28 protein-coding genes and 1 tRNA gene are annotated in these 25884 nt (G+C 69.9%); 16 read left to right on the top strand and 13 right to left on the bottom strand.

Features of this window, described 5'->3' with window-relative positions; all coding sequences use genetic code 11:
- The 5 genes from VGJ14_05995 to VGJ14_05975 form a co-directional block, all read left to right on the top strand.
- Window positions 1–408: enoyl-CoA hydratase-related protein (locus VGJ14_05995; GenBank protein HEY2831958.1), on the top strand; the 408-nt coding region annotated here is incomplete at its 5' end.
- Window positions 408–908, top strand: coding sequence for a MarR family transcriptional regulator (locus VGJ14_05990; GenBank protein ID HEY2831957.1), 501 nt, complete (start codon window positions 408–410; stop codon window positions 906–908). The genes VGJ14_05995 and VGJ14_05990, both read left to right, overlap by 1 nt.
- Before the next feature lie 246 nt (window positions 909–1154).
- Window positions 1155–2354, top strand: coding sequence for a MaoC family dehydratase N-terminal domain-containing protein (locus VGJ14_05985; protein HEY2831956.1), 1200 nt, complete (start codon window positions 1155–1157; stop codon window positions 2352–2354).
- A complete protein-coding gene (locus VGJ14_05980) occupies window positions 2347–3561 on the top strand; it encodes an acyl-CoA dehydrogenase family protein (GenBank protein HEY2831955.1) in 1215 nt (404 codons plus the stop codon). The genes VGJ14_05985 and VGJ14_05980 overlap by 8 nt, the downstream gene beginning before the upstream one ends.
- On the top strand, window positions 3558–4619 hold the full coding sequence (locus VGJ14_05975; GenBank protein ID HEY2831954.1) for an acyl-CoA dehydrogenase family protein: 1062 nt from the start codon (window positions 3558–3560) through the stop codon (window positions 4617–4619). The genes VGJ14_05980 and VGJ14_05975 overlap by 4 nt, the downstream gene beginning before the upstream one ends.
- Window positions 4620–4669: 50 nt before the next feature.
- Here VGJ14_05975 and VGJ14_05970 read toward each other — a convergent pair whose 3' ends face one another.
- Genes VGJ14_05970 through VGJ14_05955 form a run of 4 tightly spaced genes read right to left on the bottom strand, consistent with a single transcriptional unit; the run spans window position 4670 to window position 8288 of the window.
- Window positions 4670–5824 carry an alpha/beta fold hydrolase gene (locus VGJ14_05970; GenBank protein ID HEY2831953.1) on the bottom strand — a complete coding sequence of 385 codons (1155 nt, stop codon included), beginning with the start codon at window positions 5822–5824 and terminating at the stop codon, window positions 4670–4672.
- The gene (locus tag VGJ14_05965) at window positions 5802–7055 is read right to left on the bottom strand and encodes a lyase family protein (GenBank protein ID HEY2831952.1); all 1254 of its coding nucleotides are present in this window, start codon (window positions 7053–7055) and stop codon (window positions 5802–5804) included. Before VGJ14_05965 ends, VGJ14_05970 begins: the two co-directional genes overlap by 23 nt.
- A gap of 4 nt (window positions 7056–7059) precedes the next feature.
- Window positions 7060–7548: a hypothetical protein gene (locus tag VGJ14_05960; GenBank protein HEY2831951.1), complete on the bottom strand. Its 489-nt coding sequence runs from the start codon at window positions 7546–7548 to the stop codon at window positions 7060–7062.
- Window positions 7545–8288 carry a hypothetical protein gene (locus tag VGJ14_05955; GenBank protein HEY2831950.1) on the bottom strand — a complete coding sequence of 248 codons (744 nt, stop codon included), beginning with the start codon at window positions 8286–8288 and terminating at the stop codon, window positions 7545–7547. Before VGJ14_05955 ends, VGJ14_05960 begins: the two co-directional genes overlap by 4 nt.
- Before the next feature lie 66 nt (window positions 8289–8354).
- Here VGJ14_05955 and VGJ14_05950 point away from each other — a divergent pair, with 66 nt between their 5' ends.
- Window positions 8355–9545, top strand: a complete 1191-nt coding sequence (locus tag VGJ14_05950; GenBank protein ID HEY2831949.1) for a 4-hydroxybenzoate 3-monooxygenase — start codon at window positions 8355–8357, stop codon at window positions 9543–9545.
- A 111-nt stretch (window positions 9546–9656) separates the two neighbouring features.
- Window positions 9657–10838, top strand: coding sequence for a DNA cytosine methyltransferase (locus tag VGJ14_05945; GenBank protein HEY2831948.1), 1182 nt, complete (start codon window positions 9657–9659; stop codon window positions 10836–10838).
- A gap of 7 nt (window positions 10839–10845) precedes the next feature.
- Here the strand turns inward: VGJ14_05945 and VGJ14_05940 are convergent, their stop codons facing one another.
- Both VGJ14_05940 and VGJ14_05935 read right to left on the bottom strand, forming a co-directional pair.
- Window positions 10846–12528, bottom strand: coding sequence for an ABC transporter substrate-binding protein (locus tag VGJ14_05940; GenBank protein HEY2831947.1), 1683 nt, complete (start codon window positions 12526–12528; stop codon window positions 10846–10848).
- A gap of 56 nt (window positions 12529–12584) precedes the next feature.
- Complete coding sequence (locus VGJ14_05935) at window positions 12585–13895, bottom strand: hypothetical protein (protein HEY2831946.1); 1311 nt, start codon at window positions 13893–13895, stop codon at window positions 12585–12587.
- A 211-nt stretch (window positions 13896–14106) separates the two neighbouring features.
- Here VGJ14_05935 and VGJ14_05930 point away from each other — a divergent pair, with 211 nt between their 5' ends.
- Window positions 14107–15399: a HAMP domain-containing sensor histidine kinase gene (locus VGJ14_05930; protein HEY2831945.1), complete on the top strand. Its 1293-nt coding sequence runs from the start codon at window positions 14107–14109 to the stop codon at window positions 15397–15399.
- Here the strand turns inward: VGJ14_05930 and VGJ14_05925 are convergent.
- Complete coding sequence (locus tag VGJ14_05925) at window positions 15375–16265, bottom strand: DMT family transporter (protein HEY2831944.1); 891 nt, start codon at window positions 16263–16265, stop codon at window positions 15375–15377. The genes VGJ14_05930 and VGJ14_05925 overlap by 25 nt on opposite strands.
- Before the next feature lie 80 nt (window positions 16266–16345).
- Entirely contained in the window at window positions 16346–16738 is a 393-nt protein-coding gene (locus tag VGJ14_05920) for a VOC family protein (protein HEY2831943.1), read from the bottom strand.
- Window positions 16739–16875: 137 nt separating this feature from the next.
- On the opposite strand from VGJ14_05920, the gene VGJ14_05915 reads away from it, so the two are divergent.
- The 3 genes from VGJ14_05915 (at window position 16876) to VGJ14_05905 (ending at window position 19116) form a co-directional block, all read left to right on the top strand.
- Complete coding sequence (locus VGJ14_05915; GenBank protein HEY2831942.1) at window positions 16876–17574, top strand: helix-turn-helix domain-containing protein; 699 nt, start codon at window positions 16876–16878, stop codon at window positions 17572–17574.
- A gap of 112 nt (window positions 17575–17686) precedes the next feature.
- Entirely contained in the window at window positions 17687–18367 is a 681-nt protein-coding gene (locus tag VGJ14_05910; protein ID HEY2831941.1) for an isoprenylcysteine carboxylmethyltransferase family protein, read from the top strand.
- On the top strand, window positions 18364–19116 hold the full coding sequence (locus VGJ14_05905; GenBank protein ID HEY2831940.1) for a hypothetical protein: 753 nt from the start codon (window positions 18364–18366) through the stop codon (window positions 19114–19116). Before VGJ14_05910 ends, VGJ14_05905 begins: the two co-directional genes overlap by 4 nt.
- Here the strand turns inward: VGJ14_05905 and VGJ14_05900 are convergent.
- The 4 genes from VGJ14_05900 to VGJ14_05885 are packed head-to-tail and all read right to left on the bottom strand — an operon-like array spanning window position 19053 to window position 22278.
- Entirely contained in the window at window positions 19053–20243 is a 1191-nt protein-coding gene (locus tag VGJ14_05900; protein HEY2831939.1) for a cation:proton antiporter, read from the bottom strand. The genes VGJ14_05905 and VGJ14_05900 overlap by 64 nt on opposite strands.
- Window positions 20240–20626 carry a hypothetical protein gene (locus VGJ14_05895; protein ID HEY2831938.1) on the bottom strand — a complete coding sequence of 129 codons (387 nt, stop codon included), beginning with the start codon at window positions 20624–20626 and terminating at the stop codon, window positions 20240–20242. The genes VGJ14_05900 and VGJ14_05895 overlap by 4 nt, the downstream gene beginning before the upstream one ends.
- A gap of 37 nt (window positions 20627–20663) precedes the next feature.
- The gene (locus tag VGJ14_05890) at window positions 20664–21989 is read right to left on the bottom strand and encodes an NAD(P)/FAD-dependent oxidoreductase (GenBank protein HEY2831937.1); all 1326 of its coding nucleotides are present in this window, start codon (window positions 21987–21989) and stop codon (window positions 20664–20666) included.
- Window positions 21990–22017: 28 nt separating this feature from the next.
- Entirely contained in the window at window positions 22018–22278 is a 261-nt protein-coding gene (locus VGJ14_05885; protein ID HEY2831936.1) for a hypothetical protein, read from the bottom strand.
- A gap of 34 nt (window positions 22279–22312) precedes the next feature.
- On the opposite strand from VGJ14_05885, the gene VGJ14_05880 reads away from it, so the two are divergent.
- The 5 genes from VGJ14_05880 to VGJ14_05860 all read left to right on the top strand — a co-directional run bounded on the left by VGJ14_05880 (window position 22313) and on the right by VGJ14_05860 (window position 25350).
- Window positions 22313–23083 carry a hypothetical protein gene (locus VGJ14_05880; protein HEY2831935.1) on the top strand — a complete coding sequence of 257 codons (771 nt, stop codon included), beginning with the start codon at window positions 22313–22315 and terminating at the stop codon, window positions 23081–23083.
- Window positions 23084–23092: 9 nt separating this feature from the next.
- Window positions 23093–24136, top strand: a complete 1044-nt coding sequence (locus tag VGJ14_05875) for a hypothetical protein (protein ID HEY2831934.1) — start codon at window positions 23093–23095, stop codon at window positions 24134–24136.
- A 103-nt stretch (window positions 24137–24239) separates the two neighbouring features.
- Window positions 24240–24662 carry a hypothetical protein gene (locus tag VGJ14_05870; GenBank protein HEY2831933.1) on the top strand — a complete coding sequence of 141 codons (423 nt, stop codon included), beginning with the start codon at window positions 24240–24242 and terminating at the stop codon, window positions 24660–24662.
- Window positions 24659–25093 carry a hypothetical protein gene (locus VGJ14_05865; GenBank protein HEY2831932.1) on the top strand — a complete coding sequence of 145 codons (435 nt, stop codon included), beginning with the start codon at window positions 24659–24661 and terminating at the stop codon, window positions 25091–25093. The genes VGJ14_05870 and VGJ14_05865 overlap by 4 nt, the downstream gene beginning before the upstream one ends.
- An 89-nt stretch (window positions 25094–25182) precedes the next feature.
- Entirely contained in the window at window positions 25183–25350 is a 168-nt protein-coding gene (locus VGJ14_05860) for a hypothetical protein (GenBank protein HEY2831931.1), read from the top strand.
- A gap of 236 nt (window positions 25351–25586) precedes the next feature.
- Here the strand turns inward: VGJ14_05860 and VGJ14_05855 are convergent.
- Window positions 25587–25659: transfer RNA gene (locus tag VGJ14_05855), tRNA-Arg, on the bottom strand.
- Between the last annotated feature and the right edge of the window lie 225 nt (window positions 25660–25884).

Below are 25884 nucleotides of genomic sequence, written 5' to 3'. Positions count from 1 at the left end.
ACGTTCGGTCAGGCCGGCCCGCGGGTAGGGTCCTTCGACGGCGGGTTCGGCTCGGCGTACCTGGCCCGGGTCGTGGGAGAGAAGCGGGCTCGGGAGATCTGGTTCCTGCTGCACCAGTACGACGCGGCCACCGCGGAACGTTGGGGTCTGGTGAACAAGGTGGTGCCCGCCGAACAGTTGCTGCCCGCGGCCAAGGAATGGGTGGAGGAACTTGCCGCCTACAGCCCGACCGCGATCCGCTTCCTCAAGCACTCGTTCAACGCCGACACCGACCACCAGGGTGGGCTCAGCCAGTTGGCCATGGCGGGTCTGGATGTGTTCGCGGTGACCGACGAGGCCAAGGAGGGCGCGGTCGCCTTCGCCGAGAAGCGCAAGCCGGACTTCGCCCGCCACGCGATCGAGCACTGATGAGCCAGGCCAGGGCGGTCGACGCCGTCGCGTGGATGAAGGACAAGTGGGAGGAGCGTGGCGTTGCCTGCCCCTCGCAGTTCGCCGCGATGGCCTCGCTGCTGCGCGCCACCGCCGTGGTCACCGACGAGGTGGACAGGGCGCTGAAGTCCGTCGGGCTGACCCGCACCGGGTGGCTGGTGATGATCACCCTGCAGATGTCGGAGGACCATGCCCGGCCGCTGGGTCAACTGAGCAAGGTGCTGCTGGTGCACCCGACCACGGTCACCATGGTCATCGACCAGTTGGAGAAGACGAAGCTGGTCACCCGCAAGCCGCATCCGACCGATCGGCGCACCGTGTTGGCCAAGCTCACCGCGAAGGGCGTGACCCAGGTCGAGGCGGCCAATGAGGCACTGGGTGCGGTGAGCTTCGGCATGGGTGGCATCGATGACGCCACGGCGGATCGGATCGCCGACGACCTGCGCACGGTGCGCCGCGGCGTCGGCGATCCGGGCTGAGGCCGACCGTTCACCCCGAAAGCGCAGAACGGTACGTAAAAATGCCCGATTTCACGTGCGGTTCTGCGCTTTCGGGTTACTGGAGCTACTGGGTCGACGACGTGCGTGCGGCGCGGGGAGTACATGGGGACGGCACGCCCCGGCTGCGCCGAGTGATCTCGGTGGCCCACTCGAACGTCACCCGCGGCAAACTACTCCAGTATCCAATACTCGACAACTAGACTAATGACGAATAGACTTCACTGCGTGACGGTGGAGGAACAAGCACAGGCGCAGATGCCGCAGGCGGTCATCACCGACGAGATGATCGCGTCGATGACCGCGAAGATCGGCGCGGATCTGCGCATCGACCACTCGGTGAACAACGAATTCGCCTCTCGCATCGCGGTGACCAAGTTCGTCGGCGGCATCGGCGACGTGAACCCGTTGTGGACCGACCCGCAGTTGGCCGCGGCCTCGCCCTACGCCGGCTCGGTGGCCCCGCCGTCCTTCATCATCGGCTGCTTCTCCGGTATCCAGTTCGGCTGGCCGGGGCTGGGCTCGTTCCACTCCGAGTCCACCCTGCACTTCGAACGCCCCGTCTACTGGGGCGACGTGGTCGACGCGGGGCTGAAGTACCAGGGCTTCGACGGCCCGTCGCCGAGCAGCTTCGCCGGGCGCACCGTCACCGACAAGTTCCTGAACTCCTACACCAACCAGCGCGGCGAACTGATTGCCACCATCGCGTGGAACGTCATCAACTTCGAGCGCGGCAACGCCGCGGCGCGCAAGGACGGCGGGTCGGCCAACGTACAGCCGGTGCTGCCGCACCCGTGGACCGAGGAGGAGGCGCTGGCGATCGAGGAGCAGGTGTTGGCCGAGGTCTGCCGTGGCGCCGATCCCCGGTACTGGGAGGAAGTGACGGAGGGTCAGGAACTCGACGTGGTCACCAAGGGCCCGATCGGGATGACTGACGAGATCGCGTTCGTGGCCGGCGGTGGCACGCCGATCCCGCGGTTGAAGGCGCATGCCGCCGCGCTGCACGACTACGCTGCCCACCCGGCCTGGGCCTTCCGCGACCCGGTCACCGGCGGCAAGGAGCCGATCTATTCGGTGCACTACAACCTGCAGGCCGCCCGGGCGATGAGCGTCGCGTTCCAGTACGACGTGGGTTTCCAACGCCAGTGCTGGCAACTGCATCACCTCACGCACTGGTCCGGCGACCACGCCTGGGTCAAGCAGGCCCGTGCCGAGTACCGCAAGTTCGTCTACCTGTCCGACGTGGTGCGCTTGACCGGGTCGGTGGTCGGCAAGCGCATCGACGACGACGGCGAACATGTGGTGGACATCCGCACCGCGGCGATCAACCAACGCGGCGAGGTGGTCATGCCGGGCTCCGCGGTGATCGCGCTGCCCAGCCGCAGCGAGGAATCCAGCCCTGCCGGTCGTCGAGCCCGACGTGACTGACCCGACCCCGGCCGAACTCGCCGCTGCTGCCGAGGAGTACCTGGCCGCGCACTACCCGAAGGCGGGTAACCGTGGCCCGACCCGCTTCGACTGGGGCGTGGGCAGCGACGAGGTCCGGGTGTTCCAGGAGCCCGACCCCGCCGACGAGGCCGAGGCGATGCCGGCCGTCCGCGCCTGGCGGCAGGGCTTGTGGGACGCCGGCTTCGGATGGCTCACCGGGCCCACGGCATACGGCGGCGCGGGTCTGTCCGGCGAGCATCAACGCGAATTCGAAAAAGTGACGCGGCGTTACCAGGTGCCCGGCGACAGCATGCTCACCATCAGCCTGGGCATGATCGCGCCGACGCTGCTGAACTGGGGCACCGAGGAGCAGAAGACCGAGTGGCTGCCCAAGCTGTACAGCGCAGAGCAGGTCGCCTGCCAGTTGTTCAGTGAGCCCGGCGCGGGCTCCGACCTGGCCTCGATCGCCACCAAGGCGGTGCGGGACGGAGACAACTGGCGGATCACCGGCGCCAAGGTGTGGACCTCCGGGGCGCACCTGGCCGACGTCGGCGAGCTCATCTGCCGCACCGCGGCGGAGCCGCGACACGGCAATCTCACCGCGTTCCTTCTCGACATGCACGCCCCCGGTGTTCTGGTGCGCCCGCTGCGCCAGATGACCGGGGGCGCTGCATTCAACGAGGTGTTCTTCGACGACGTGGTGGTCCCGGACTCCCGGCGCATCGGCGGCGAGGGCGAGGGCTGGAAGGTAGCGCTGACCACGTTGGCGCACGAGCGCAACGCCATGGGGCACAGCGCATTCGGCGGCGTCGGCATCCTGTCCACGCAGCGACTGGTCGGGGTGATCCGGGCCGCGGGCAAGCAGGACGACCCGGTGGTGCGTGCGGAGTTCGGCGAGCTCATCTCCCGGCTGCGCGCGGCCCGCTACACCAACGAGGTCATCGCCGCGCAGACGCGCGCGGGCACCGCGCCCGGCCCCGAGGTTGCCCTGAACAAGGTCGCGCTGGCCGACAACATGCGCCGGGTCGGGGAGTTCGTCGCCGACGTGCTCGGCGAGGCCGCGGTCGCGGACACCGGCGAGTGGGGCACGTTCGCCTGGACCTCGCTGATGCTCGGTGCGCCGGGATACCGGCTGGGCGGCGGCACCGACGAGGTGCTGCGCAACAGCGTCGCGCAGCGGGTGCTCGGTCTGCCGAGGCCCACTTGAGCACCGGTCTCGTCTCCGCCGAACACGAGCGGGATCTGGCGGCGACGCTGCGCGGGCTGTGCGCGGACCAGGTGGACTCCGCGGCACTGCGCAGCTGCGTGGAGAGCTCCGCCGGCTACCCGGCCGGGCTGTGGAAGGCGGTCGCGCAGGACATCGGGTTGTGCGGGCTGACCGTGCCGGAGTCGCTGGGCGGCTTGGGCCTGGGGATGCTCGAAGTGAACACCGTGCACGTGGAGCTGGGGCGGGCGCTGTTCCCCGCGCCCTTCCTCGGCACGTCGCTGGCCACCACTGCGTTATTGGCGGGCGGGGACGTCGCAGCGGCCGAGCGTTGGCTACCCGCTATCGCCGCGGGTGAGTGCGTGGCCACGGTGGCCACTGGCACGGGCGTCACCGCCGACGCTGCCGGTCGGCTGACCGGGCGGGTGCAGTTCGTGCCGTATGCGCACGCGGCGGACCTGCTGCTGGTGCCCGCCGGTGAGTCGATGTTCGCGGTCCAAGCGGGTGCTGGGGTGACGGTCACTCAGATGGCCGGGCTGGACCTGACTCGGCGGCTGTGCTCGGTGGAGTTCGCCGACGCGGCCTGCGTGCCCGTGGGCGACGCCGCCGTGGTGGACGCCGCAGTTGGCGCCCACCTGCGGCTGGCGCTGGCGGCCGAGGCAGCCGGTGGGCTGGAGTGGTGCCTGGACACAATCGTTGAGTACGCGAAGACCCGCGAGCAGTTCGGCCGGGTGATCGGCTCGTTCCAGGCCGTCGCGCACCAGTGCGTGCAGCTGTACTCGGAGCTGCGTACCGTCTCCGCCGCCGCCCGCTGGGCCGCCCACGCCGCTGCGAGCGGCGACGCCGAGGCCGAGCTGGCCGGCTACGTCGCCGCGCTGCGCGCCGGTGACGGCTACCGCGCCCAGACCGAGGCGACCGTGCACCTGCTCGGCGGCATCGGCTTCACCTGGGAACACGACGTGCACTTCTACTACCGCCGGGCCCGCTCCGCCCTCGCCCTCTCCGGCGGCCTGACGCACCTCCGTCAGGCCGTCGCCACCGCCGCCGGATTACCCACCTAACGTCAGCGAAAGCGCCCTAGAAGCCGCGGTTTCGCTGACGTCAGCGGGGGTTAGGTCCAGCCGAGGGCGCGGCGGGCGACGCGGAAGGCGCTGTTCGCCTCGGGCACGCCGCAGTAGATGGCGCACTGCAGCAGGATCTCGGCGATCTCCTCGTCGGTCAGGCCGTTGCGCTTTGCGCCCTGCAGGTGCAGCGCCAATTCCTCGTGATGGGCCCGGGACACCAACGCCACGATCGCGATCACCGAGCGCGTGCGCACGTCCAGGGCCGGCCGGGTCCACACGTCGCCCCAGGCGTGACGGGCAATCAGGTCCTGGATCGGTGCACCGGCCGTCGACGGGACGATCCCGCTGACGTACTCATCGCCGAGCACCTCACGGCGGATGCGCATCCCCGCCGCCCGGGTCTGCGCGGCCGTGGGCGAGGGCGGCACCACGGTGACGGTGTGCTCGGCGATCAACCGCGCCACGTCGTCGGCGGCCTGCGCCGGTGCCAGGTGACTGACGCCCGGCAGCACCACCAGCCGCCCGTGCTGCACGCCGTCGGCGATGTGCCGCAGCATCGGCACGGTGGTGCCAGGGTCCACCTCACCGGCGATGCACAGCACCGGCGTCGCGATCTCCGCCAGCCGCGCGCGGGCGTCGAAATCGCCGAGCGCCTCGCACAACGCCGCGTAGGAGTTGTCGTCCGCGGCGGCCACCTCCGCGCCGATCTGTTTGATCAGGTCGGGCTGCGCGGCCATGAAGTCGTCGGTGAACCAGCGCTCGGGCAACGCGTCGAGCATGACCGCGCTCCCGGTGTCCCGGATGCCCGCGGCGCGCTCCAGCCAACCGGCCCGATCGCCGATCTTCGATCCGGTGCACAGCAGGACGGCGCTGTGCAGGCGCTGCGGCGCATCGAGCAGCAACTGCTGCCCGACCACGCCGCTGACCGACACCCCCGCATAGTGGAAGACCGTCGCCGCGCCTGCGGTGCGGTCCACCGCGGCCCGCACGCCCGCCGCGAGTTCGGCGATGGAGAACCCGGTGGCCGGGGCGCTCGCGCCGTGACCGGGCAGGTCCCAGCCGAGCACTCGGAACCGTCCCGCCAGCAGCCCGGCTGCCTCGCCCCAGATGGTGGTCGTCGTGGTGCCCAGGGCCGGACCGACAACCAGCACCGGGGCGCCGGGCCCGCCGGGGGCCAGCTCAGTGATCGTGATGGTGACCATGGGGCACCGTTCCTCCGATGTACTGTGCGGCCCGCGCCAGGGCCGCATCGATCAGCAACCCGGCCGCGCCGAGGTAGTCGTCCACGGTCGCTTTTTCCTCGGACAAACCGCGGACCGCGTGCAACGCTTCCCGCTCGGCGAGCAGTGTGTCGGCCACAGCCCGGGCGTTGGCCCGCAGGCGATCAGGGTGTACCACCAGACCGACCACCAACTCCGTGGTCTGCTCCGCGGCCACCACCGCGCGGCGGGCCAGTGTGCGCAGCGGCGCCCACTCGGTGTGCCAGGCCCCGTCCGGCCGGTCGTCGACGGTGCTCGCCGCAGCCAGGTGCACCTGCGCGGCCAGGCCCGGGGCCGTCATCGCGGCGCGGCGGATCAGCACCGCCAGCACCGGATTTTCCTTACCGGGCATGGTGGACGAGCCGCCGCGGCCGGCCACCGACCCCTCGGACAGCTCGCCGAACTCCGGCCGGGACCGCAGCAACACGTCGTTGGCGATGTGGCCCCAGACGTCGCTGCACGCCACCAGGGCATCGGCGACGCGGGTCAGCGGTCGGCGGTGGGTGTGCCAGGGCGGGCGGCCGGCCAACCGCAGCGCCGACGCCAGTCGGTCGCTCGCCGCGATCGCGTCACCGGGATCGCCCAGCAGCTCAGTCACCCCGGCCAGGGTGCCCGCCGCGCCGCCCAGCTGCACCGGTAACTGATTGATGGACAGATCTACGTCGTCGATGGCGTCCAGCACGCCGGCCAACCAGCTCGCCACGGTCAGCCCGAACGTGGTCGGCACCGCCGGGCGGCCCAGGGTGCGGCCGGGGGCCACGGCGTCCCGATACGTCCCGGCGAGTTCGGCCAGGTGTTCGGCCTGGGCCCGCAGCGCCGTCACCACGCGCCCCACGGCGTCGCGCAGGCACAAGACCAATGCGGTGTCCAACACGTCCTGGCTGGTCAGCCCGCGGTGCAACCAGTGCGCGGCCACCGGATGGGACGACGCGCACTGCTCCCGCAAGGCCTCGACCAACGCGGGCACCGGGTTCCCGGTCTGCTCGGCCGCGGCAGCCACCGTCTGGAGGTCCGCGGACAGCTCCAAGGAGTCCAGCGCATCGGCGTCGAACATTCCGAACTCGGCGAGCACGCCCAGCCAGACCCGCTCGACCTCGATCATCGCGGCGAGGATCGCGGCGTCACTGCAGCAGTTCCCGGCCCGGTGGTCACCGGGCCAGAGAAGGTCGCTCACCCGGCTAATCCTGCCGGGGGACCAGGAACACCGTCTCGTCGGCACCTTGCAGCCGGATGTCGAAGTGCCGTTCGTTGCCGTGTTCGCTGACCCGCAGGGTGTCCCGGTGCTCCGGGGTCAGCCCGGCCCACAACGCGTCCTCGGAGGAACTCGCCAGGTAGGCGCGGGTGATCAGCTTGTCGGTCAACCCGCGGGCGAAGACCACCAAGGTGACCCAGTCGCCCTCGGCGCTGATCCGGAATCGGTAGCGCCCGTCCACGTCCGTCGGGCAGCGACCCCAGCGCACCCCACCGGAGGATCGCGGCTGCCACACCTCGACCAGTGCGTCGAGCAGCGGCGCACCGTCGCCGTCCAGCACCAGTCCGGTCAGGGTGACCGCGTCCGGGTGGTCCGGGGAGACCAGATCGGTCAGCTCGGGGTTGGGCAGGGCCATGCCGAAGAACGGGCCGGCGGTCTGACCGGGCGTCGGATCGTGGGTGATGGCGCCGTTCACCACAACCCCCCGGGAGGTCCGCCGAGCACGATGTCCCAGCGGTAGCCGGTGGCCCGGCCCGGCTGCCCGACCTCCGGGTCGTACCGCGCGATCAACCGCTGCCGTGCTGCCGGGTCGACCACCGACTGGGCGATCGGGTCCAGATCCAGCAACGGGTCGCCGGGGAAATACATCTGGGTGATCAGCCGCTCGCCCGGCCACCCCAGCACGGAGAAGTGGATGTGCGCGGGGCGCCAGGCGTTCTCGTGGTTGCGCCACGGATACGGGCCGGGCTTGATCGTGGTGAAGGTGAACTCGCCGTCCGGCCGTGTCAGGCAGCGACCGCTGCCGGTGAAGTTCGGGTCCAGCGGGGCGTCATGCACGTCCGCGGCGTGCCGGTAGCGGCCGGCCGCGTTGGCCTGCCACACCTCCACCAGCCGACCGGGCAACGGCAGCCCACGGGTGTCCAAAACCCGCCCGGTGACGATGATCCGCTCGCCGATCGCTTCGCCCTCGCCGCCCACCGTGAGGTCGGCATCGGCGGGGTCGAACCCCCGCATCCGCATCCGGCTTCGCTCGGCGGGGGTGAACTCGGTGGGCACCGCGGGACGGTTCGGGTGGCGCAGCCGGGTCGCCCGGTACGGCGGGTAGTCCAGCCTCGGCTCGGCACCCGGCGTGGACCCGGCGGCGAGCGCGTCGGCGTGCGCCGCGGCGATGGTGGCGATCTCGGCGTCGACGAGCTGTTGCTCGCTGGAGCTCACGGCCCGACGTTAGCGCCGCACCCGGGGCCGGTGACCAGCGCACACGTCCCGATGGGTGAACGTCACGTGCGATTGACTACCGGGGTGAACGTCACCCGCACCGCGGTGGGCATCGTGGGCGCCGGGCCGTGCGGACTGATGCTGGCTCACCTGCTGCGCGCCGCCGGGGTGGAGGCGGTGGTGCTCGAGCACCGCAGCCGGGACGAGATTGAGACCACGGTGCGCGCCGGGGTGCTCGAGCGGGACAGTGTGCGGCTGCTCGCCGAGGTGTCCGCCCGCGTGCTGACCGAGGGCGACGAGCACCGCGGCATTGAGTTGGCGTTCGGCGGCGCCGCGCACCGACTGGACTTCGTCGAGCTGGCCGGGGCGACGGTGTGGCTGTATCCACAGACCGAGGTGGTTCGCGACCTGGGCCGGGCTCATGACCGCGCGGGCAGCGACATCCGCTGGGGCATCTCCGAGGTCAGCGTGCTCGGCCTGGACCCCCCGCGGGTGGCCTACCGCGAGGCCGACGGGGCAACCGCCGAATTGCACTGCGACTACCTGGTCGGCGCCGACGGCTCGCACTCGGTGTGTCGGCGCGCGGTGCCGGCCGGGGTCTGTCGGCAGTACTTCCGGGAGTACCCGTTCGCCTGGTTCGGCATCCTGGCCAACGCCGGTCGCAGCGCTCCGGAACTGGTCTACAACCACTCCGCGCGCGGGTTCGCGTTGATCAGCCAACGCACCGAGACCCTGCAACGGCTGTACTTCCAATGTGCCCCGGACACCGACCCCACCACCTGGTCCGACGCCGAGGTGTGGGCCGAGCTGCAGGCCCGGTGCAACCCCAACGGCTTGCTGCTGCGGGAGGGGGACATCCTGGAGCGCGCCGTGCTGCCCTTCCGCAGCTTCGTGCACGAACCCATGCAGTACGGCCGATTGCTGCTGGCCGGTGACGCCGCACACACCGTCCCGCCGACCGGTGCCAAGGGCCTGAACCTCGCGCTGCACGACGCCCGGCTGCTGGCCGAGGTGCTGCCCCGCGCGTTGGCCGCCGCCGACCCCACGCTGCTCGGCGAGTACCCGACGCGCGCGGCGGACCGGGTGTGGCGGGCCCAGCACTTCTCGTACTGGATGACCACGCTGCTGCATCAGCTGCCCGACGCCGGCGACTTCGACCGGCGTCGACAGTTGGCCGAGTTACGCGCCGTGGTGGAATCCCGCGCCGCCTCCCAATTCCTGGCGCAGGCCTACACCGGCTGGCCCGAACCTGCCTAACTCCCCCGAGTGTGTAGTTGTGCAGGCGCTAAGGGCGCAGAAAGCTGCGTAGCTACACACTCGGGTGAGTTGGTCCCGCCGGCACCGGGCTTCGCGGGTGATGATGCCGGGATGGCGGCAACGGTCGTCGACCTGTTCTCCGGGGCGGGTGGCGCGAGCGCGGGGTTCGCGGCGCACCCGCGGTTCCGGCTGGTCGGCGCGGCCGACGCGCAGTTCGGTAAGCCCAGCAGCAAAGCCGGCAGCCTGGCCTGCAACGCCACGTATGCGGCCAACCTCGGACTGACCCCGACGGCAGCGAATCTGGGCGCCGTCGACCCCGACGAGCTCGGTGCGGCCATGGGTCTGACCGCGAACCCGACCGTGCTGATCGCCTGCCCTCCGTGCACCGGGTTCTCCCGCACGTTGGCCGACAACCACCTGCGCGATGACCCGCGCAACTCCCTGGTGCGCCGCACCGCGGAGTTCGTGGCAGCCTTCGCGCCCGAGGTGCTGGTCATGGAGAACGCCCGCGAGCTGGTCATGGGTCGCCACCGGGGCCACCTCGCCGCGCTCACCGCGGCGCTGCGCAAGCAGGGCTACGGCGTGCACGCGACCACCCATCTGCTCAACCGCTTCGGCCTGCCGCAGAAGCGAGAACGCGCGCTGGTCGTCGCCGTCCGTGGCGCCACGACGGTGCCGGGCCTCGACGAGCTCTGGCAGGGCCTGGAGGTCGACCCCAAGGCCACCCATGTGCGCCGCGCCATCTGGCACCTACCAGCGCTGGCCAACGGCGGCGTCGACCCCGACGATCCGGCGCACGCCTGCTCGATGACCCGCGACGAGACCGCGTGGCGGCGCATTGTGGCCACCCCGCACGACGGGGGTTCGTGGTTCGACCTGGCTGACCACCCTGACGGCGCGCCGCTGCTCACCCCGACCATGCGCGACCGGCTGGCCCGGCGGGACCTGGGCAGCCACCCCGACGTGTACGGCCGCATGCATTGGGACCGGCCCGCGCCCACCATCAAGCGGGAGTGCTCCCACGTCGGCAACGGCCGGTACACCCACCCCGAGCAGGACCGACTGTGTTCGGTGCGGGAGCTCGGCATCCTCAACGGATTCCCGGCCGACTACCGGTTCAGCGGCGGACTGAACAACGGCTACCGGCACGTCGGGGACGCGGTGCCACCGTTGATCAGCCACCAACTGGCCTGGCTGGTCGATTGGGTGCTGACCGGGCGACGCCCCGGCCCCGATCAGTGGGTGCTGCCGAACACCTCGTTGGGCGTCGACGACATCCGGCCAACGGCCTGACGGAGCGTTACTTGCTGATGGTCAGCTTGCTCAGGTCGAGGTAGCCGAAGGCGTCGAACGCGACGTTGTGCACCCGGTCGGAGAACGCACCGACGGTCGCGCCGTACCACAGGGGGATGGACGGCAGGTCGTCGCGCAGCTTCTCCTCGGCGGCCCGGTAATCGGAGAACGCGGCGTCCATCTTGGTGGCCGCGGTGGCGCTGACGATCGCGTCATTGACGTCGTCGTTGCTGAACCGGGAGCCGTTGGACGTGCCGAAGCTGTACTGCGAGGAGCTGTTGGACAGCGGCTCCTGGAAGTACAGCGGGGTCAGGAAATCCTCGATCGAGGGATAGTCCATGGTCCAGGTCTGCGCCATCATCCCGGCCAACCGGCCCTCGTCGGCGTTGCGCCGCAGCAGATCACCGGACATGGCCCGGGTGGTGCAGGTCTTGTCCAGGGCTTCATGGATCGAGGAGCACACCGCGTTCCACGGGGCCCCATCGGTGCTCGCGTCGTAGGTGATCACCAGGTCACCGGAGTGCCCGCCGGAGTTGCGGTACAGCCTGCGCGCGTCCTCCTTGTTGTAGGTGCACACCTGCGCGCAGCGGGCCGCCTCGTAGCCGCCCACGCCGGGCGGCACCCAGCCGCTCGCCGCGGTGGCGGTGGCGCCCAGCGTGTTCTCGATCACGTCCGGTCGGTCGATGGCCTCGGACAGCGCGCGACGCAGGGACTGACTGTCGTAGCCGCGGTCGAAGGGGCGTTTCGGGAAGCGCAGCATGGTGAGCGAGGCCCGTGGACTGCTCACCCAACGGTCGCCGAGGTCGTCCTTGAACTTCCCGCCGCTCAGCAGGTTCGTCGGCACCGTGTCGAGCACATCGAGCTTGCTGGCGACCACGTCGTTGTAGGCCGCATTCGGGTCGGAGTAGCTGCGGAACACCACCCGCTGCACCACCGGTTTGTTGTTGCCGACGTAGTGCGAATCGGCCTTGAGCACCAGCTCGTGGCCGTGGTCCCAGGACTCCACCTTGAACGGGCCGGCGCCGATCGGCTGTTGGCCGAACTTCGCGCCGTCGTCGGCGAAGAACGACGGCGGCAGCGGCGCGAACGGGATCATGCCCAGCCGTTGCGGGAACGTCGGGTCCGGCGAGTCCAGCTCGAGGGTGAAGGTGTGATCGTCGAGCACGGCCAGCCCACTCATCACCGACGTGGTCGGCAGCGGCGGCAACTGCAGGCCCTCCGTGCCATCCGGGTCGAGCGGGTGCACGTCCCGGAAACCGGCGATCGGGGAGAGCAGCAGCGCCTCGGCCTGGTTGTGCGGGCCGTACGCCGCCCAGTTCCAGGCGTCCACGAAGCTGTGCGCGGTGATCGGGGACCCGTCGGAGAACGTGATCCCCTCCTTGAGCGTGATCCGGTAGGTCTTGGCGTCGTCGGTGTCGATCGCCCCGGCCAGGTTCGGCTGCACCGAACCGTCGGAGCCGTAGCTGACCAGCCGCGCGGTCACTGCGTTGAGCACCTGCGCGCCGCAGGGGGTCACCACGTCGGACGGGATCAGCGCACCACCCGGATCACACCAGCCGACCGTCACCGAGTCGGAGTCCACCGCGGAGGCGGCGAACTTGCTCGACCCGTTGTTGCTGCTGCACGCGGCCAGCACGAGCAGGGCCGCGACAGCGCTGACCGTGGACCGGTACCCGCGCAGAGCGAACATGAAGTTGATCTTAGGCCCGGGCAGTGCCCGGGCCGGGTAAGTGACTTCGGCTCCGATTACGGCGTCGGAATCGGGGGTGCGGCCTGCGGCTGCGGGGCACCGGAAACCGGCTCGCCGTAGGGCGGCGGGTCGGAATCCACATAGTGCGGGAATTCCCCCATGCGCCAGGCGTGTCGCTGCGCGTCCGGGACCGTATCCAGCCAGTCGGCCAGGTCGCGGTAGCTCACGCAGCGCACCTCGGGCTTGCCGCACGTCTCGGTGACGAACTCGGCGAGCGCGTCGGTGTAGGCGCCGTCGTGCCACATCTCGAAATGGTTGCCCAGGTAGATCGGTGCCCGGTCCCCGGTGTAGCTCTGCTCAAAGTAGTGCCGGTAGGTGTCCAACGCCTGCTGTCGCCACCGGTCGGTGACCGAGCTCGGGTAGCTCTGCGACGTCTGGCAGCCGTCGTGCAGGAAGCAGATGTTGTAGTCCATGGACAGCACGTGGTGGGTGGTCCCGGCGAAATTCACCCAGGCCAGCGGGAACACCCACAGATTGCTCGGCCCGGTGTCCGCCGTGCCGCGCAGCGGCCAGGTGGTGTCCGGGGTCGGGCTGGTGTCATAGCGGTAGCCATGCTCGGCCAGCACCGGGTACAACGATGTGAAGTTGCCCTCCAGGCACGGGGTGCGCGAGCCGACCACGTCTTTGCTGGTGAAGCCCAGGTTCACCGGTGGGTTGAGATTGTTGTTCTGGTTGGCGTTGTCCAGCAACTGGTCGAACTGGTCGATCTCCTGCTCCCAGTCCGATGCGGTGAACGCACCGACCGAGCCGCGCCCGCCACCGCAGATGTGCCCGTTGAAGTGCGTGCCGATCTCGTTGCCCTCGGCGTTGGCGTCGCGCAGTTCCTCCAGCTCGAACCGGATGGCGTCCTGCGGGGTCTGGCCGGGCAGCGGCAGCACGCCGTCCACCTCCATGCCCAACCCGCTGTGCGCGGGCCCGATCTGCGGGGCGAGGTATTTGCCGATGTCGGATTCCGGCAGCAGGTACGGCCCGGACAGGAAGAAGGTGAATCGCGCGTTGTGTTGGCGTGAGACGTCCCGCCAGAACTGGAACATCGGGTACTTGTTGCCGACCGCCACCCCGGCGCCGTCGAAGGCGACCACCACGATCTGCGGCGGACGCTGCCCGTCGGGCACCGACCCCAGCGGCGGCGGACCCACCCGGTTCGCGGTGCTTCCCGCGGACGAGATGGGCGATGCGCTTGCGCTCGGGATCGGCGCGGCGGCGGCCGGCGGGAAGGGCATCGCGGACAGCTGCGCGCCGCACGCGGCCAACGCGGTCACCGCGCCGACCGCGGCCACTGCCCGGGTTGCCCGCCCGCATCGCATCCGCTCAGGGTGAAGCAGATTGCGCGCCGCCGGTGGCGATTACTCGAGGATGTCACCCGTTTGCGGGGCGAACCGGAAAAATGCCCCAGCGGGCTCACCGGCGCGGCCCCTTCCCATTGCCTCGCGCTCACCCGCGCGCGACTGCGCCGTGGCCCGGTCACGGACCGGTGAAAGCGGCGTGCGCCTGAGATCGCCGACTTACCCTGCGAATGTGGGCAGTCCCGGCCACCTCGAACGTCAGGTCTCGCTGCGTATGCGCGTGCAGCGGGTCATCCTCGGCGCGGCCGGGGTGGCGTTGCTGCTGTTCGCGGTGCCATTGGCCATCGCGGTGGGCGTGCTGGTGCACAGCGACGCGGTCACCGATCTGCAGCGGGATGCCACCCGCGCAGTGGCGTCGGTCGGCGACGGCCCGGTGCAACCGGGGCAACCGCTGACGATTCCGACCTCCGAGGACTCCGCGCGCATCGCCGTCTACACCACCGACGGCGCGCGCGGCTGGGGACACGGGCCGGATCGTTCCGGGCTGGCCGCCAGGGCCGCGGACGCCGATTCGCACGACGGCCGCGAATCCGGCGAGATCGCCGTGGTGGTCCCGGTGATCACTGACGGGCAGGTCGTCGGCAGCGTGCGCGCTGCCTTGCCGCTGCAGGGCCTGATCCTGCAGATCGCCGGCTGGTGGGCAGCGCTGATCGCGTTGGCCGCGGCCGCCATGATCGCCGTACGGATCCTGGCCCGGCGGTTGGCGGGCGGTGTGGCCGCGCCGGTGGAGCAACTGACGGTGGCCGCACGGGCGCTGGGCGACGGCGCGTTCGACCTGGCGCTGCCCCGATCCGGGGTGCGGGAGACCGACGAGGCCGGCGCCGCACTGTTGGACACCGCGCGGCGCATCGGCGCGGTGGTGCACCGGGAACGTGCCTTCACCCGCGACGTGTCGCACCAACTGCGCACGCCACTGGCCGGCCTGCTCACCGGGCTGGAAACCGCCGCGGCCGACCCCGCCGCGCACTGCGAGGCGGTGGACACCGCGTTGGACCGGGCCCGCCAACTGCAGACCATCGTCGATGACCTGATCCTGGTCCGGGGCAGCGCGTTGGACGCCCAGTGTGACGTGGCCGCGGAGGCCCGCGCCGCGGTGCAGCGGCTGCGCCCGCCGGAGTCCCGGCGGGTGCAGTTGCGTTGCGACGATGTACCCGCGGCGCGCTGCGCCCCCGCGGTGGTCCGCCAGGTGCTCAATGTGCTGTTGGACAACGCGATCCGGCACGGGGCCGGCGAGATCACCGTCACCGTCGAGGCGCTCGGCGACTCGGTGGTGGTGGAGGTCGCGGACGAGGGGCTCGGCTTCACCACCGACGCGGCGCCGGGTACCGGGCTGCGGTTGGCCGGAGACCTGGCCGAATCGGTGTACGGGGCGCTGCTGATTCGACGACGCGGACCCCGTCCGCGCGTCGCGGTGCTGGTGCCCGCGGTGCCGGAGCAGGTTCAGGTCGGCTCGATTCCCACCTGAGCGCGGCCTCGTTGCGCGAGACCCACACCGATCAACACGACGATGCCGCCGAACACCAGGTTGGCCGCTAACGGCTCGCCCAGCACCAGTCCGCCGAGCAGCACGGACACCGGCGGCATCAGATAGGTGACGGTGCTGGTGGCCGCGGGGCCCTCATCGGCCAGCAGGCGGTAGTTGAGGATGTAGGCCAAGCCGGTGCTGGCGATACCGAGCATGACAACGGCGAACAGCACCTTCGGGTGCAGGTGCACCGCGCTGTGTCCGGCGAACGGCAGCAGAAGCAACATCAGCCCAGTGGCCACGGTCAACTGCGCCGCGGCCAGCACGATCGGCGGATGGCCGCGGCCGATCACTCGCTTACTGGCGTAGACGTAGGAGACGCCGTAACTCGCCGCCGCGCCGAGGCAGGCCAGCGACCCGCGCAGCGTGCCGTGCGCGTTGTGCCACGGCTCCAGCAGGACCAGCGCGCCGAGGAAACCGAGCGCCAACCCGATCAGCCGGCGTTGCCCGAGCTGCCGGTCGACACCTACGGTCAGGCCGAACACGAACGTGAACAGCGGCGTGGTGGCGTTGAGCGCGCCGGCCACCGCGGAGTCCACAGTGTGCTCGCCGACCCCGTACAACGTGTAGGGGATGACGTTGCCGAACACCGCGGCCACGGCGAGCGCTACCCAGGTGCTCGACTCAGCGGGTAACCGCAGCCCGCGGCTGCGGATGACCACGAGCACCAGCGCTGCGCCGATGATCAGGCGGAACGTGGTCAGTTGCAACGGGCTGACCCCGCGCAGCGCGAATTTGATCCACAAGAAGCTGGACCCCCACAGCAACGCGAGCATGCCCAGCCGTGCCGCACTACCCGGTTTCACCGACCCAGCATGCCGGCGGGCCCAACGGCGACGCCCGTGGTTTTCCCGCGGGCGTCGTCGCGGTCATAGCTGATGGGTCATCAGCCCGGCGGGGCGAAGAACTCCAGCGGCAGGTTGTCGGGGTCACGGAAGGACAGCCCGGAGCCGTACGCGGCGTCGACGATCCCGCCGTGCTGCACGCCGAGCTTGTCCAGCTGGTTCATCCACTCTTCGAGTTCGGCCCGGTTGGCACAGCCGAACGCCACGTGGTCGAGGCCGGGGCGGCGCTCGTCGAAGGCGTGGGCGTTGTCCCCGTCGGGGAAGGCGTGGATGCCGATCAGGGTGCCGCCGATCAACCACACCACGTGGTGGAACGGGCCGGTGTCCTCGTCGAGGACCGGGTCGACGCCGAACAGGTTGCGGTACCAGGGCCGACTCACGTTCAGGTCACGCACGGTGACCGCGACGTGAGTGATGGCCGGGAACTCGGTCATGCTGGGCTCCTCCAGGGGGTGGGATCGATGTACTTACCCTGCGTGCGGGCCACGGTGCGCGACCAGTACAGCATCAGTACTGCGGCGGTACACAACCTGTACCGGACAGACATGACGCCACGTCGGATACTTCGACCATGGCGACGTATGCGGAGTACTGCCCGATCGCGGCCGGGGCGGAATGTCTCGCCGACCGTTGGACCCTGCTGATCCTGCGCGAGATGATGCTCGGCGCGCACCGGTTCAACGACATCCACCGCGGGATCCCGCGGATCAGTCGCACCCTGCTCTCGCAACGACTGCGCACGCTGGTCAACCGCGGAATTCTGGAACGGGCGGCGGTCGGCGGGCACCAGGAGTACCACCTGACCGCGGCCGGCCGGGACCTGGAGGAGGTCGTCTGGTCGGTGGGCAACTGGGCTGTGCGCTGGGCGTTCCTGGATCCCGAGGACAACGAACTCGACATCGCCTGGGTGGTCTGGCAGTTGCACCGCCGGGTGCACCTGGATCTGGTGCCGACCGGGCGGACCACGGTGGAGTTCCGGGCGACCGGGGCCAAGCCGGGCCGGGCGTGGCTGGTCACCGACCATCGCAACGGCGCGACCGGTTGTGAGATCGACCCGGGCTACGAGGTGGACCTGGTGGTCTCCGGGGACAATCACGCATTGCACCGCTGGTACTCCGGGCGCACCCCGTGGCGGCGTGAGGTCGGCGACGGACTGATCGAGGTGCACGGCCCGACCCGGCTGGTGCGGGCGTTCCCCAACTGGATCGCGCCCAACCCGTTCGCCGAGGAGATTGCCCGAACCCGGGCCGCCGCACGTCGCGGCGGTTGAGCGTGGGCTGACGTGTTCTTGCCCGCAACCGACCTACCGATGGAAATCGCTTGCTGGGGCGGTGACTGTTCCGCGGGCGAATCCTGAAATCGATCATGAATAGCGTGGCGCAATGAGCCTGCGTTCACGTGCCGTCGCCACCCTGATTCGCCATCTGATCGTGCGCGTCGCCTTCCTGATGCTTTTCGCCTGGACCTTCCACTACTGGCAGGCCTGGGCCTTCGTCACCGTCCTTTTCCTCGCGGACGCGGCGACGTCGCTGTACCTGTACCGCAAGGACCCCGCGCTGCTGGAGCGGCGTCTGGGCCAGGGCGTGCGGGCGCGCAGCGAGGAGACCGCCGCGCAGCAGAAGGTCCAACGCGTCGTGCAGTTGCTGATGCTGACCACCATGGCGGTGGCCGCCACCGACCATCGCCGGGACTGGTCATCGGTCTCCGCCCCGGTGTGCGTCGTCGGGCTCGCGCTCATGGCGGTCGCGCTGTACATGGTGTTCCTGGTCTTCAAGACCAACAGCTACGCCGCGGCGACTGTGCAGGTGGAAGAGAACCAGCAGGTGGTCTCCACCGGCCCGTACGCCTTGGTCCGCCACCCGATGTACAGCAGCCTGACGCTGCAGCTGATCGCACAGCCGTTGGCGTTGGGTTCGCTGTGGGCGCTGCTGCCGGGCGTGGTGTTGAGCGCGGTGCTGGCCGTGCGTGCGCTGGACGAGGAGAAGTTCCTGGCGAGCAATCTCGCCGGTTACACCGAGTACATGTCGAGGGTTCGGCACCGTCTGGTACCTCTGGTCTGGTGATCTCCCGCTGGGGCGCCCCCCTGTTCATCCTCGCTGCCGTCGGCCTGGGCGCGGTCGGCTGCGCCACGTCGGTGCCCGTCGCGTCCCCGAGTCCCTCGGCGTCCCCATCGCCGAGTGCCTCGCCGTACGCGACGCACCCACCGGCACCCACCGTGGCGCCCTTCCTGCTGGGTTCACTCGACGGGCTCGGCCCGTTGGCCACGCCCGGCCCGGCGGGCACCCCCGGCCCGGAGGACATGCCGATTCCGTTCGGGTCGGTGCTCGCCCCGCCCGCCGTGCTGTCGCCCGGTCCGCTGGCGGACGGCATCCGCTGCGACAAGGGCGAGAAGTTGCTCTTCCACGTGCACTCCCGGCTGGCCATCTTCATCAACGGTGCGCAGAAGCAGGTGCCCTACGGCATCGGTATCGGCCCGCCCTGGACGTTGGACCACAAGCCCGACGGGAACGTGTTCGTCACCAACGGCAGTTGCTTCGCCTGGCTGCACACGCACACCCCGGACGGGATGATCCATATCGAGGCTCCGGTGCCGCGCACCTTCACCCTCGGCGACTTCTTCGACGTGTGGGGCCAGCCGCTGACGAGTAGTCAGATCGGTCCGTTCCACGGCCCGGTCACCGCGTTCTTCAACGGGCAGCACTATCTGGGCAACCCGCGGGACATCCCCATCGGGTACCACATCCAGATTCAGCTGGATCTGGGTTCCCCCGTGGTGGCACCCGCGGACATCGAGTTCCGCGGCGGGCTCTGAGCGGCGCCGCCGCGCGCCAGCAGCCCACCGGCCAGCGTCGCCACGGCGATGGTGACCAGCGCACCCAGGATCAGCGCGGCGGGCTCGCCGGGCGCAAGCAGATGCAGCTGTTGACCCAGGGTGGTCGCGGCAACCGGGACACCCAGTTGCGCCGCAGCCAGGGCACCGGCGGCCGGCGGTTGCTTGGTGACCGTCATCGCGGCATGGGTGGCCACGGCGCCGAGGCCGAGGAGCAGGCCCAGGCCGATGAACTTCGGGTGGTCGCCCAACGCCCGCAGGTTCAATGACGCCCCGAGCCAGACGAAGAACAGCGGGCCGAAAAAGCCCTCGGTGATGCCGAACATCTGACGGGCCAACCGGCGCGGTTCGCCCACGGCGGTCACCGCGATGCCCAGTCCGAACCCGGCCAACATGATCGAGACGTGCGTCCGGACGGCGATCGCGGCCAGGCCGAAGAGCACCAGCAGGCTGATGCGCAGCTCCATTGCGAAGCTGCGCTGCTTGCTCTCCTCGTGCAGGGCCTCCCGCCACCCGCGGCGCTCCGCCTCGCGCAAAAACACCCAGAACGCGGCCGAGCAGGCCAGCACCGCCAATGCACCGAGCGCCGAACGGCCCGCCCGGGAGGGTTCGATGGCCAACGGCAACAACACAATGCAGGCCGCGTCGGCAACGGCCACCTGCGGCAGTAACTGCACGATGGTCGGGCCGGACAGTCCGACCGAGTCCACGATCGGCAGGATCAGCGCCGCGGACGAGGAGGTCATCAGCACCGCGTACAGCGCGGTGTGCCCGGTGTCGAAGGCGTGCGACAGCGCCGCGCCCAACGCCACCGCGATCGCCCCGACCCCGACCGCGCGCAACAGCCCGTGCTTCAACGCCGGCCGCAGCGCCGGGTCGCGCACCGGCACGTGCGTACCGGCCACGAACATGACCAAGGCGAAGCCGATGTCCGCCAGAAAGGTGAATGTGGGCGAGGCGGCGTTCAACGTCTTGGTCCCGGTCGGCCCGAGCACCACCCCGGCAGCCAGTTCGCCAACCACCACCGGCACGTGCCAACGCTTGGGCAGCGCCAGCAGCGGCCCGAACAGCCCGACCGCGACGACCAGGCAGAGATGCGCGAAGGTCATCGAGGGAGCTCGGGGCAGGTCCCCAACCGACACGGGATGTCGGTGTTCTCGTCCAGCCAGTAGCTCGCGCAGACCCGGTGATAGCCATCGGCGATGAGCAACGGCCGACCGCAGCGGACCTCACCCTGGACGAGCAGGATCGGCGAGAGCGTCTTCCCGTCGTGCACCTTGTCCAGATCCGCGGCCACGTGCGGGTTGTCCTTGGGCAGCAACGCCAGCCCAGAGGCCCGCAGGATGTCCTTGGCCTTGCGGGCGGTGCACTCCGCGGCGCGCAACGACGTCACCGCCGCGTCCGTTGCATCGGCGGGCAACAGCAACGACAGGTAAGCGGCCGCGGCCGGGTAATCGTGCTCCTCCGGGGCGTCCTTCCAGGTCACCTTCATGCGCGAAGGATGGCACCCGAGGGTTACGTGCCGGCTTTCACCCGCCGGGCGGCGTCAGGCCCCAGGTCTCAGACTCGATGTCAGGCAGCCGACGCAACGCCGTGCGCGCATAGACCTGTTGCGCGGTCGCGGTGCGCTCGGAACGGTCCCGGCCGATGAAGCTGACCGTCCAATGCAGCAGTGCGGTGATCCGGTTCTTGAACCCGACCAGATAGATCAGGTGAATCACCAACCAGAGCAGCCAGGCGACGAACCCGGAGAAGCGCAATTTGCCCACCTGGGCCACCGCGTTGAACCGGGAGATGGTGGCCATGTTGCCCTTGTCGAAGTACCGGAAGGGCTGCTGCGGGTTCTCCCCGACGAGGCGGTCAGAGATGCGTTTGGCCGCGAACTTCCCGCCCTGCATGGCCACCTGGGCCACGCCGGGCAGGTGGTCCAGCGTGGCCATGTCGCCGACGACGAACACCTCGGGGTGGCCGGGCAGCGTCAGGTCCGGGTTCACTTTCACCCGGCCCACGCGGTCGGTTTCGGCGCCGGTTTGTGCGGCGAGCCGGCGACCCAACGGGGAGGCGGACACCCCGGCTGCCCACACCTTGCAGGACGATTCGATGCGGGTGTGGTTGCCCGCCTTGTCGGCCAGCACCACGCCCTCGGCGTCCACGTCGACCACCATCTGGCCGAGCTGTACCTCGACGCCCATTTCCTCCAGCCGCTTGCGCGCGGCCCTGGCCAACTTCGGACCGAACGAGCCGAGCACCTCATCGGCGCCGTCCACCAACACGATGCGGGCGCGCTTGGGATCGATCGCGCGGAAGTCCCGGGGCAACGTGCGGTGCGCGAGTTCGGCGATCTGACCGACCATCTCCACACCGGTGGGACCGGCGCCGATCACCACGAAGGTGAGCAGCCGTTGGGCCAGCACCGGATCACGGGTGAGTTCGGCCAACTCGAACACGCCGAAGATCCGACCGCGCAGCTCCAGGGCGTCGTCGATGGATTTCATGCCCGGCGCGTATTCGGCGAACTCGTCGTGGCCGAAGTAGGACTGCCCGGCGCCGGCCGCGACGATCAGCGAGTCGTACGCGGTGGTTGTGCTGCCCAACGGTGAGGTCGAGGTGACCGTCCGGGCGTTCACGTCGATGTCGACCACATCGCCGAGCAGTACCCGGGCGTTGCGCTGGCGGCGCAGGATCTCCCGGGTGGCCGGGGCGATCTCGCCGGGGGACAGCACCCCGGTGCTGACCTGATAGAGCAGTGGCTGGAACAGGTGGTGGGTGGTCCGGGCGATCAGCGTCACCTCTACGGGGGCCCGGCGCAGGTGCTTGGTGGCGAACAGGCCGCCGAAGCCGGAGCCGATAATCACGACGCGATGGGTAGGCACAGTCGCGTCCTTACCCGAGACCCGGGGCCTTAGACGGGGTACCCGGCCGCAGGGCCCGGATCAAGCCCACCGTGGAGACCACCGCCCACACCCCCTCCAACAACACGAACCCCGGCTGGGAATTCAGCACGGCGCACACGGTGAGGATCGCGGCGCCGACCGCATTGGCGAGCAGATACGAACGGGCATCCGAGCGCAACCCCCAGCGTTGGTTGGCCACGAATCCGCCGAGCACGAACAGCGCGCCGACCATCTGGATTGCCTGCTCCATGGCTCGATTTTCGCAGTACGCCAGACTCGTGCTCATGACGGATGCCGCCACTCTGCCCGATGTCTCCACCGCCACCGCGCCGGCCCGGCCGCGGGGGCGGATCACCGAGCTGGCCTGCGCGTGGTGCGGCATCGCCGGACTCGTCGTGGCGCTGGCCGGCTTCACCTTGGCGCGCTTCCTACCGGTGCCACCGAAGGCCAACCAGACACCCGCGCAGGTCGTGCACTACTACACGCAGCACCTGACGTCGATCCGCGTCGGGCTGATGCTGGCGAGCCTCGGCGTCTGCCTGATCGCGCCGGTGCTGGCGCTGATCACGCTGCAGCTGTGGCGGATGGCGGATGGCGCCACGCCGGTGCTGGCGATCCTGCAGGCGATCATCGGCGCGGTGACCTTCGCACTGCTGGTGATCCCGATGGTCGTCCTCGAGGTGGCCGCGTTCCATCCGGAGCGCAACCCGGACACCACCCAGGCGCTGCACGACCTCGGCTGGCTGCTGTTCCTCACCCCGGTCGGGCCGTTCTCCCTGCAGGGCGTGGTCATCGCCTGGGGGATTTTCTCCGACGACCGCCCGGACCCGCTGCTGCCACGGTGGGTCGGTTACCTCAACGTCTGGGTCGCCATCTCGTTCGTGCCCGCGCTGATGGCGTACTTCGTCAAGACCGGCCCGTTCGCCTGGCACGGCATTTTCGTGTTCTGGTTCGGCGTCGTGTTCTACGGGACGTGGTTGTTGGTCATGTCGCTCGCGCTGCTGCCGGGGGTCAACCGGCATTACTCGGGTGCGACGCAGGCGGGAGTTGCTTAATCTGACGGGGTGACCGGACAGGCGTGGCTGGACGGGCCGCGCGGGCGGGAGCTGTGCCTGCTCGTTGCCGCCGCGCACGACCCAAGGCTCAGCGCGGTCTGGCACCGCAGCCATGACGGTCCCACGCCGGACCTGATCGACGAGGCGCTGGCGGCGCTCACCCGTTTCGACGGTGCACCGGTGAGCGCGCTGGGCGAGATTGAGCTGCTGCACCCGCTGGCGGACAGCGTGTGTTCGGCGATGTATTGGCAGGCGCCGTTTGCGCGCGAGGCGCTGCTCGATGCGCCGGAGGTGCGCGCGGCCTTGCTGCCGGTGGCCCGCGCGCTGGCGACGGCACCGGGCGCGGAGTGGTGGTCGAGCGCGGTCGCGTTCGATCGGCAGCACGTCGTGCGTTGGGAGCACGGCGCCGCGCACCCCGACCCGGTCAGCGCGAGCGCCGCACTGCACGGGTGGTCGACCCGGCTGGCAGCCGAGGTCCGCCGCGAACTCCACTCGCCCGAGCCGCTCGGCGGGGTCAGCGGATCCTGGTGGTCGGCGCCCACCACCCACGGCCTGATCGAGAGCACCCGATCGCTGCCGCCCTATGACGCATCGCTGCTGTTCCTCGTCGAGGAATGCCAGGGCGACTTCTCCTCAGCCCTCGTGCGCCCGCTGCAGATCGATCCGGACGCCCGGGTCCTGGAGATCGGCGGCGCCGCCGACTGGGTGGCCCTGACCAGGGCTCACCCGCTCGACGTCACCCCCGCCCGGCGCCATGACTGGTGGCGGGTGAGCGGATGGTCCGGTCGCTGGTTGATCCCGGACTGGGCCGCGGTCGCGGCGGAGTACGACGGCGTGCACCTCACGGTCAGCGCCTACCTGGAGGGCGCCACCCGCGCCCTTCCGATGGACGACGCCGCGACGATGATCGCCGGCTGGCACCCGGACGCCACCTATTGGCTGACCGACGCCGCCCGGCCCGTCGGACCGGCTCGAGGGTGGCGGCAGATTCGCGGCGGGGATCAGCTCGATTGGGCTCCGAACGACCACGCGGCCCCACCCCCAGCCTGCTGATCGCATCCGATGAGCACCGCGTTTCCGCAGGTCGGCGCTGGGGACTGAAAGGCAAGTACGCGAAGTACTTGACGTACTCAACGTACCCGGTCACCATGGGCCGGTGACCTTCCACTATCCGACCACCACGCAGGCACGCGACGAGCTTCCGACGCTGCTCGACGACGCGCACGTCGGCCGTGTCATCACCGTGTCGCGCAAGAGTGAGCGCTACGCCGTTGTCGACGCCGCGCGGCTGCTCAACAAGCTGATGGAGGTTCGCCCGGCCAGAGCTGTTGTGGTCGCCGAGGGTGGCGGCTGGGCGGCACTGCTGCCCGGGCTGCCGGTGCACGGTGACGGCGACACCTTCGACGCCGCGATCACGGACCTGATGGACGCCCTGCGTGAGTACGCCGAGGACTGGAACGAGCGCCTCTTCGGCGTGCCTAACCACAAGGACAATTGGGACGTTGTCGAGATCGTTGAGCTGGCCAATGACGACCAACTCAAGGCGTGGCTACTGCCACCGGTGGCGCAAAACCGGTGAGCCGTCCGGGATCGCGGTGCCATCACCAGAAGTTCTGTGAGACCGAGGGCTGGGAACTCGTCCGTAACGCCCGGGGGCGCAGCGTCGGCCATCACATCACCTACGAGCTACCGCTGGCCGATGGTCGCATCCTGCGAACTCGCGTCTCTCGTCCGGCGAATGCCGACACGTACGGTCCGAGGTTGTGGTCGGAGATCCTCGGGTCCAGCCGGCTCGCAGTGACAGAGGATCAGTTCTGGTCGTGCGTGGACGACGGCATCAAGCCGATCCGGCCGGGACAACAGACGCCCGTCCCGGCCGAGGCGTTGCCCGCAGACCTCGTCTACGCGCTGATCACCGAACTGAGGGTTCCCGAGGGGGAAGTGGCTGCGATGACGTTGCAGCAAGCCATGGACTTGATGAACGAGTACTGGTCCAAGCCGAAGCCCTGACCCAGCGTCACAACTGACAGCCCAGCTTCGTCACGGGCGCATGGCGCCAGGCTGCGCGCACCAACCGCATCGACGCGTAACTTGTTTCCATGCCGTACACGATGGGCTTCGCAACGGAATGCGAGATCGCCGCGACGCCGGAACGGGTATGGGAGCTACTCACGAACGCGCCCGGCTACCGCAAGTCGAGCGACGCGAAATGGTTGGGCGATTCCTTCGATTGGGCCGAACGCCTTCGGCAGGCCGCTGAGAGCTAGACGTCTCCGGGTCGTCGTCGGCCACGAACCTACTTCGCGTCGGCCCGAGCCTGCCGGCGTTCGCCAGTCACGACGACGTCAGGTGCAGTGCCGCTGGGCCGCGCAGGTCTCGCAGTTGGCGGCCGAACGGACGATGTCGGCCGTGCGATCCGAGGTCTCGTGCAATTCCGTGCAACGAGGAGGGCCTGACCGCCGGAGATCTTCCGGTTGTCAGGCCCTGACCTGCATCGCAGCTGCGCGCTCGAAGGGATTCGAACCCCCAACCTTCTGATCCGTAGTCAGATGCTCTATCCGTTGAGCTACGAGCGCCCGGCCGGTGGGCCGAGAAACAAGTCTAGCGGCCACCGGCCGGGGGACTCGTCCGGGTTACCTGCCCTGCGCGTCAGGGTCCGGCTCGGGAGGTACAGATGCAACGACGGTGCCAGGTGGGACAGGGGGCGGCGGTCCTGGCGGGTGCGGTGCCGGCGCTGGCACTGGCACTGGAGGAGCTCACCCGGCCCCCTGCTGCGGCCGGCCAGGTCAGGCTGAACAACT

The sequence above is a fragment of the Sporichthyaceae bacterium genome (genome assembly GCA_036493475.1).
In the GTDB taxonomy this organism is placed as follows: domain Bacteria; phylum Actinomycetota; class Actinomycetes; order Sporichthyales; family Sporichthyaceae; genus DASQPJ01.
Note: the sequence above shows the minus strand (reverse complement) of the source record. Positions and strands in the feature narration are given on the sequence as shown.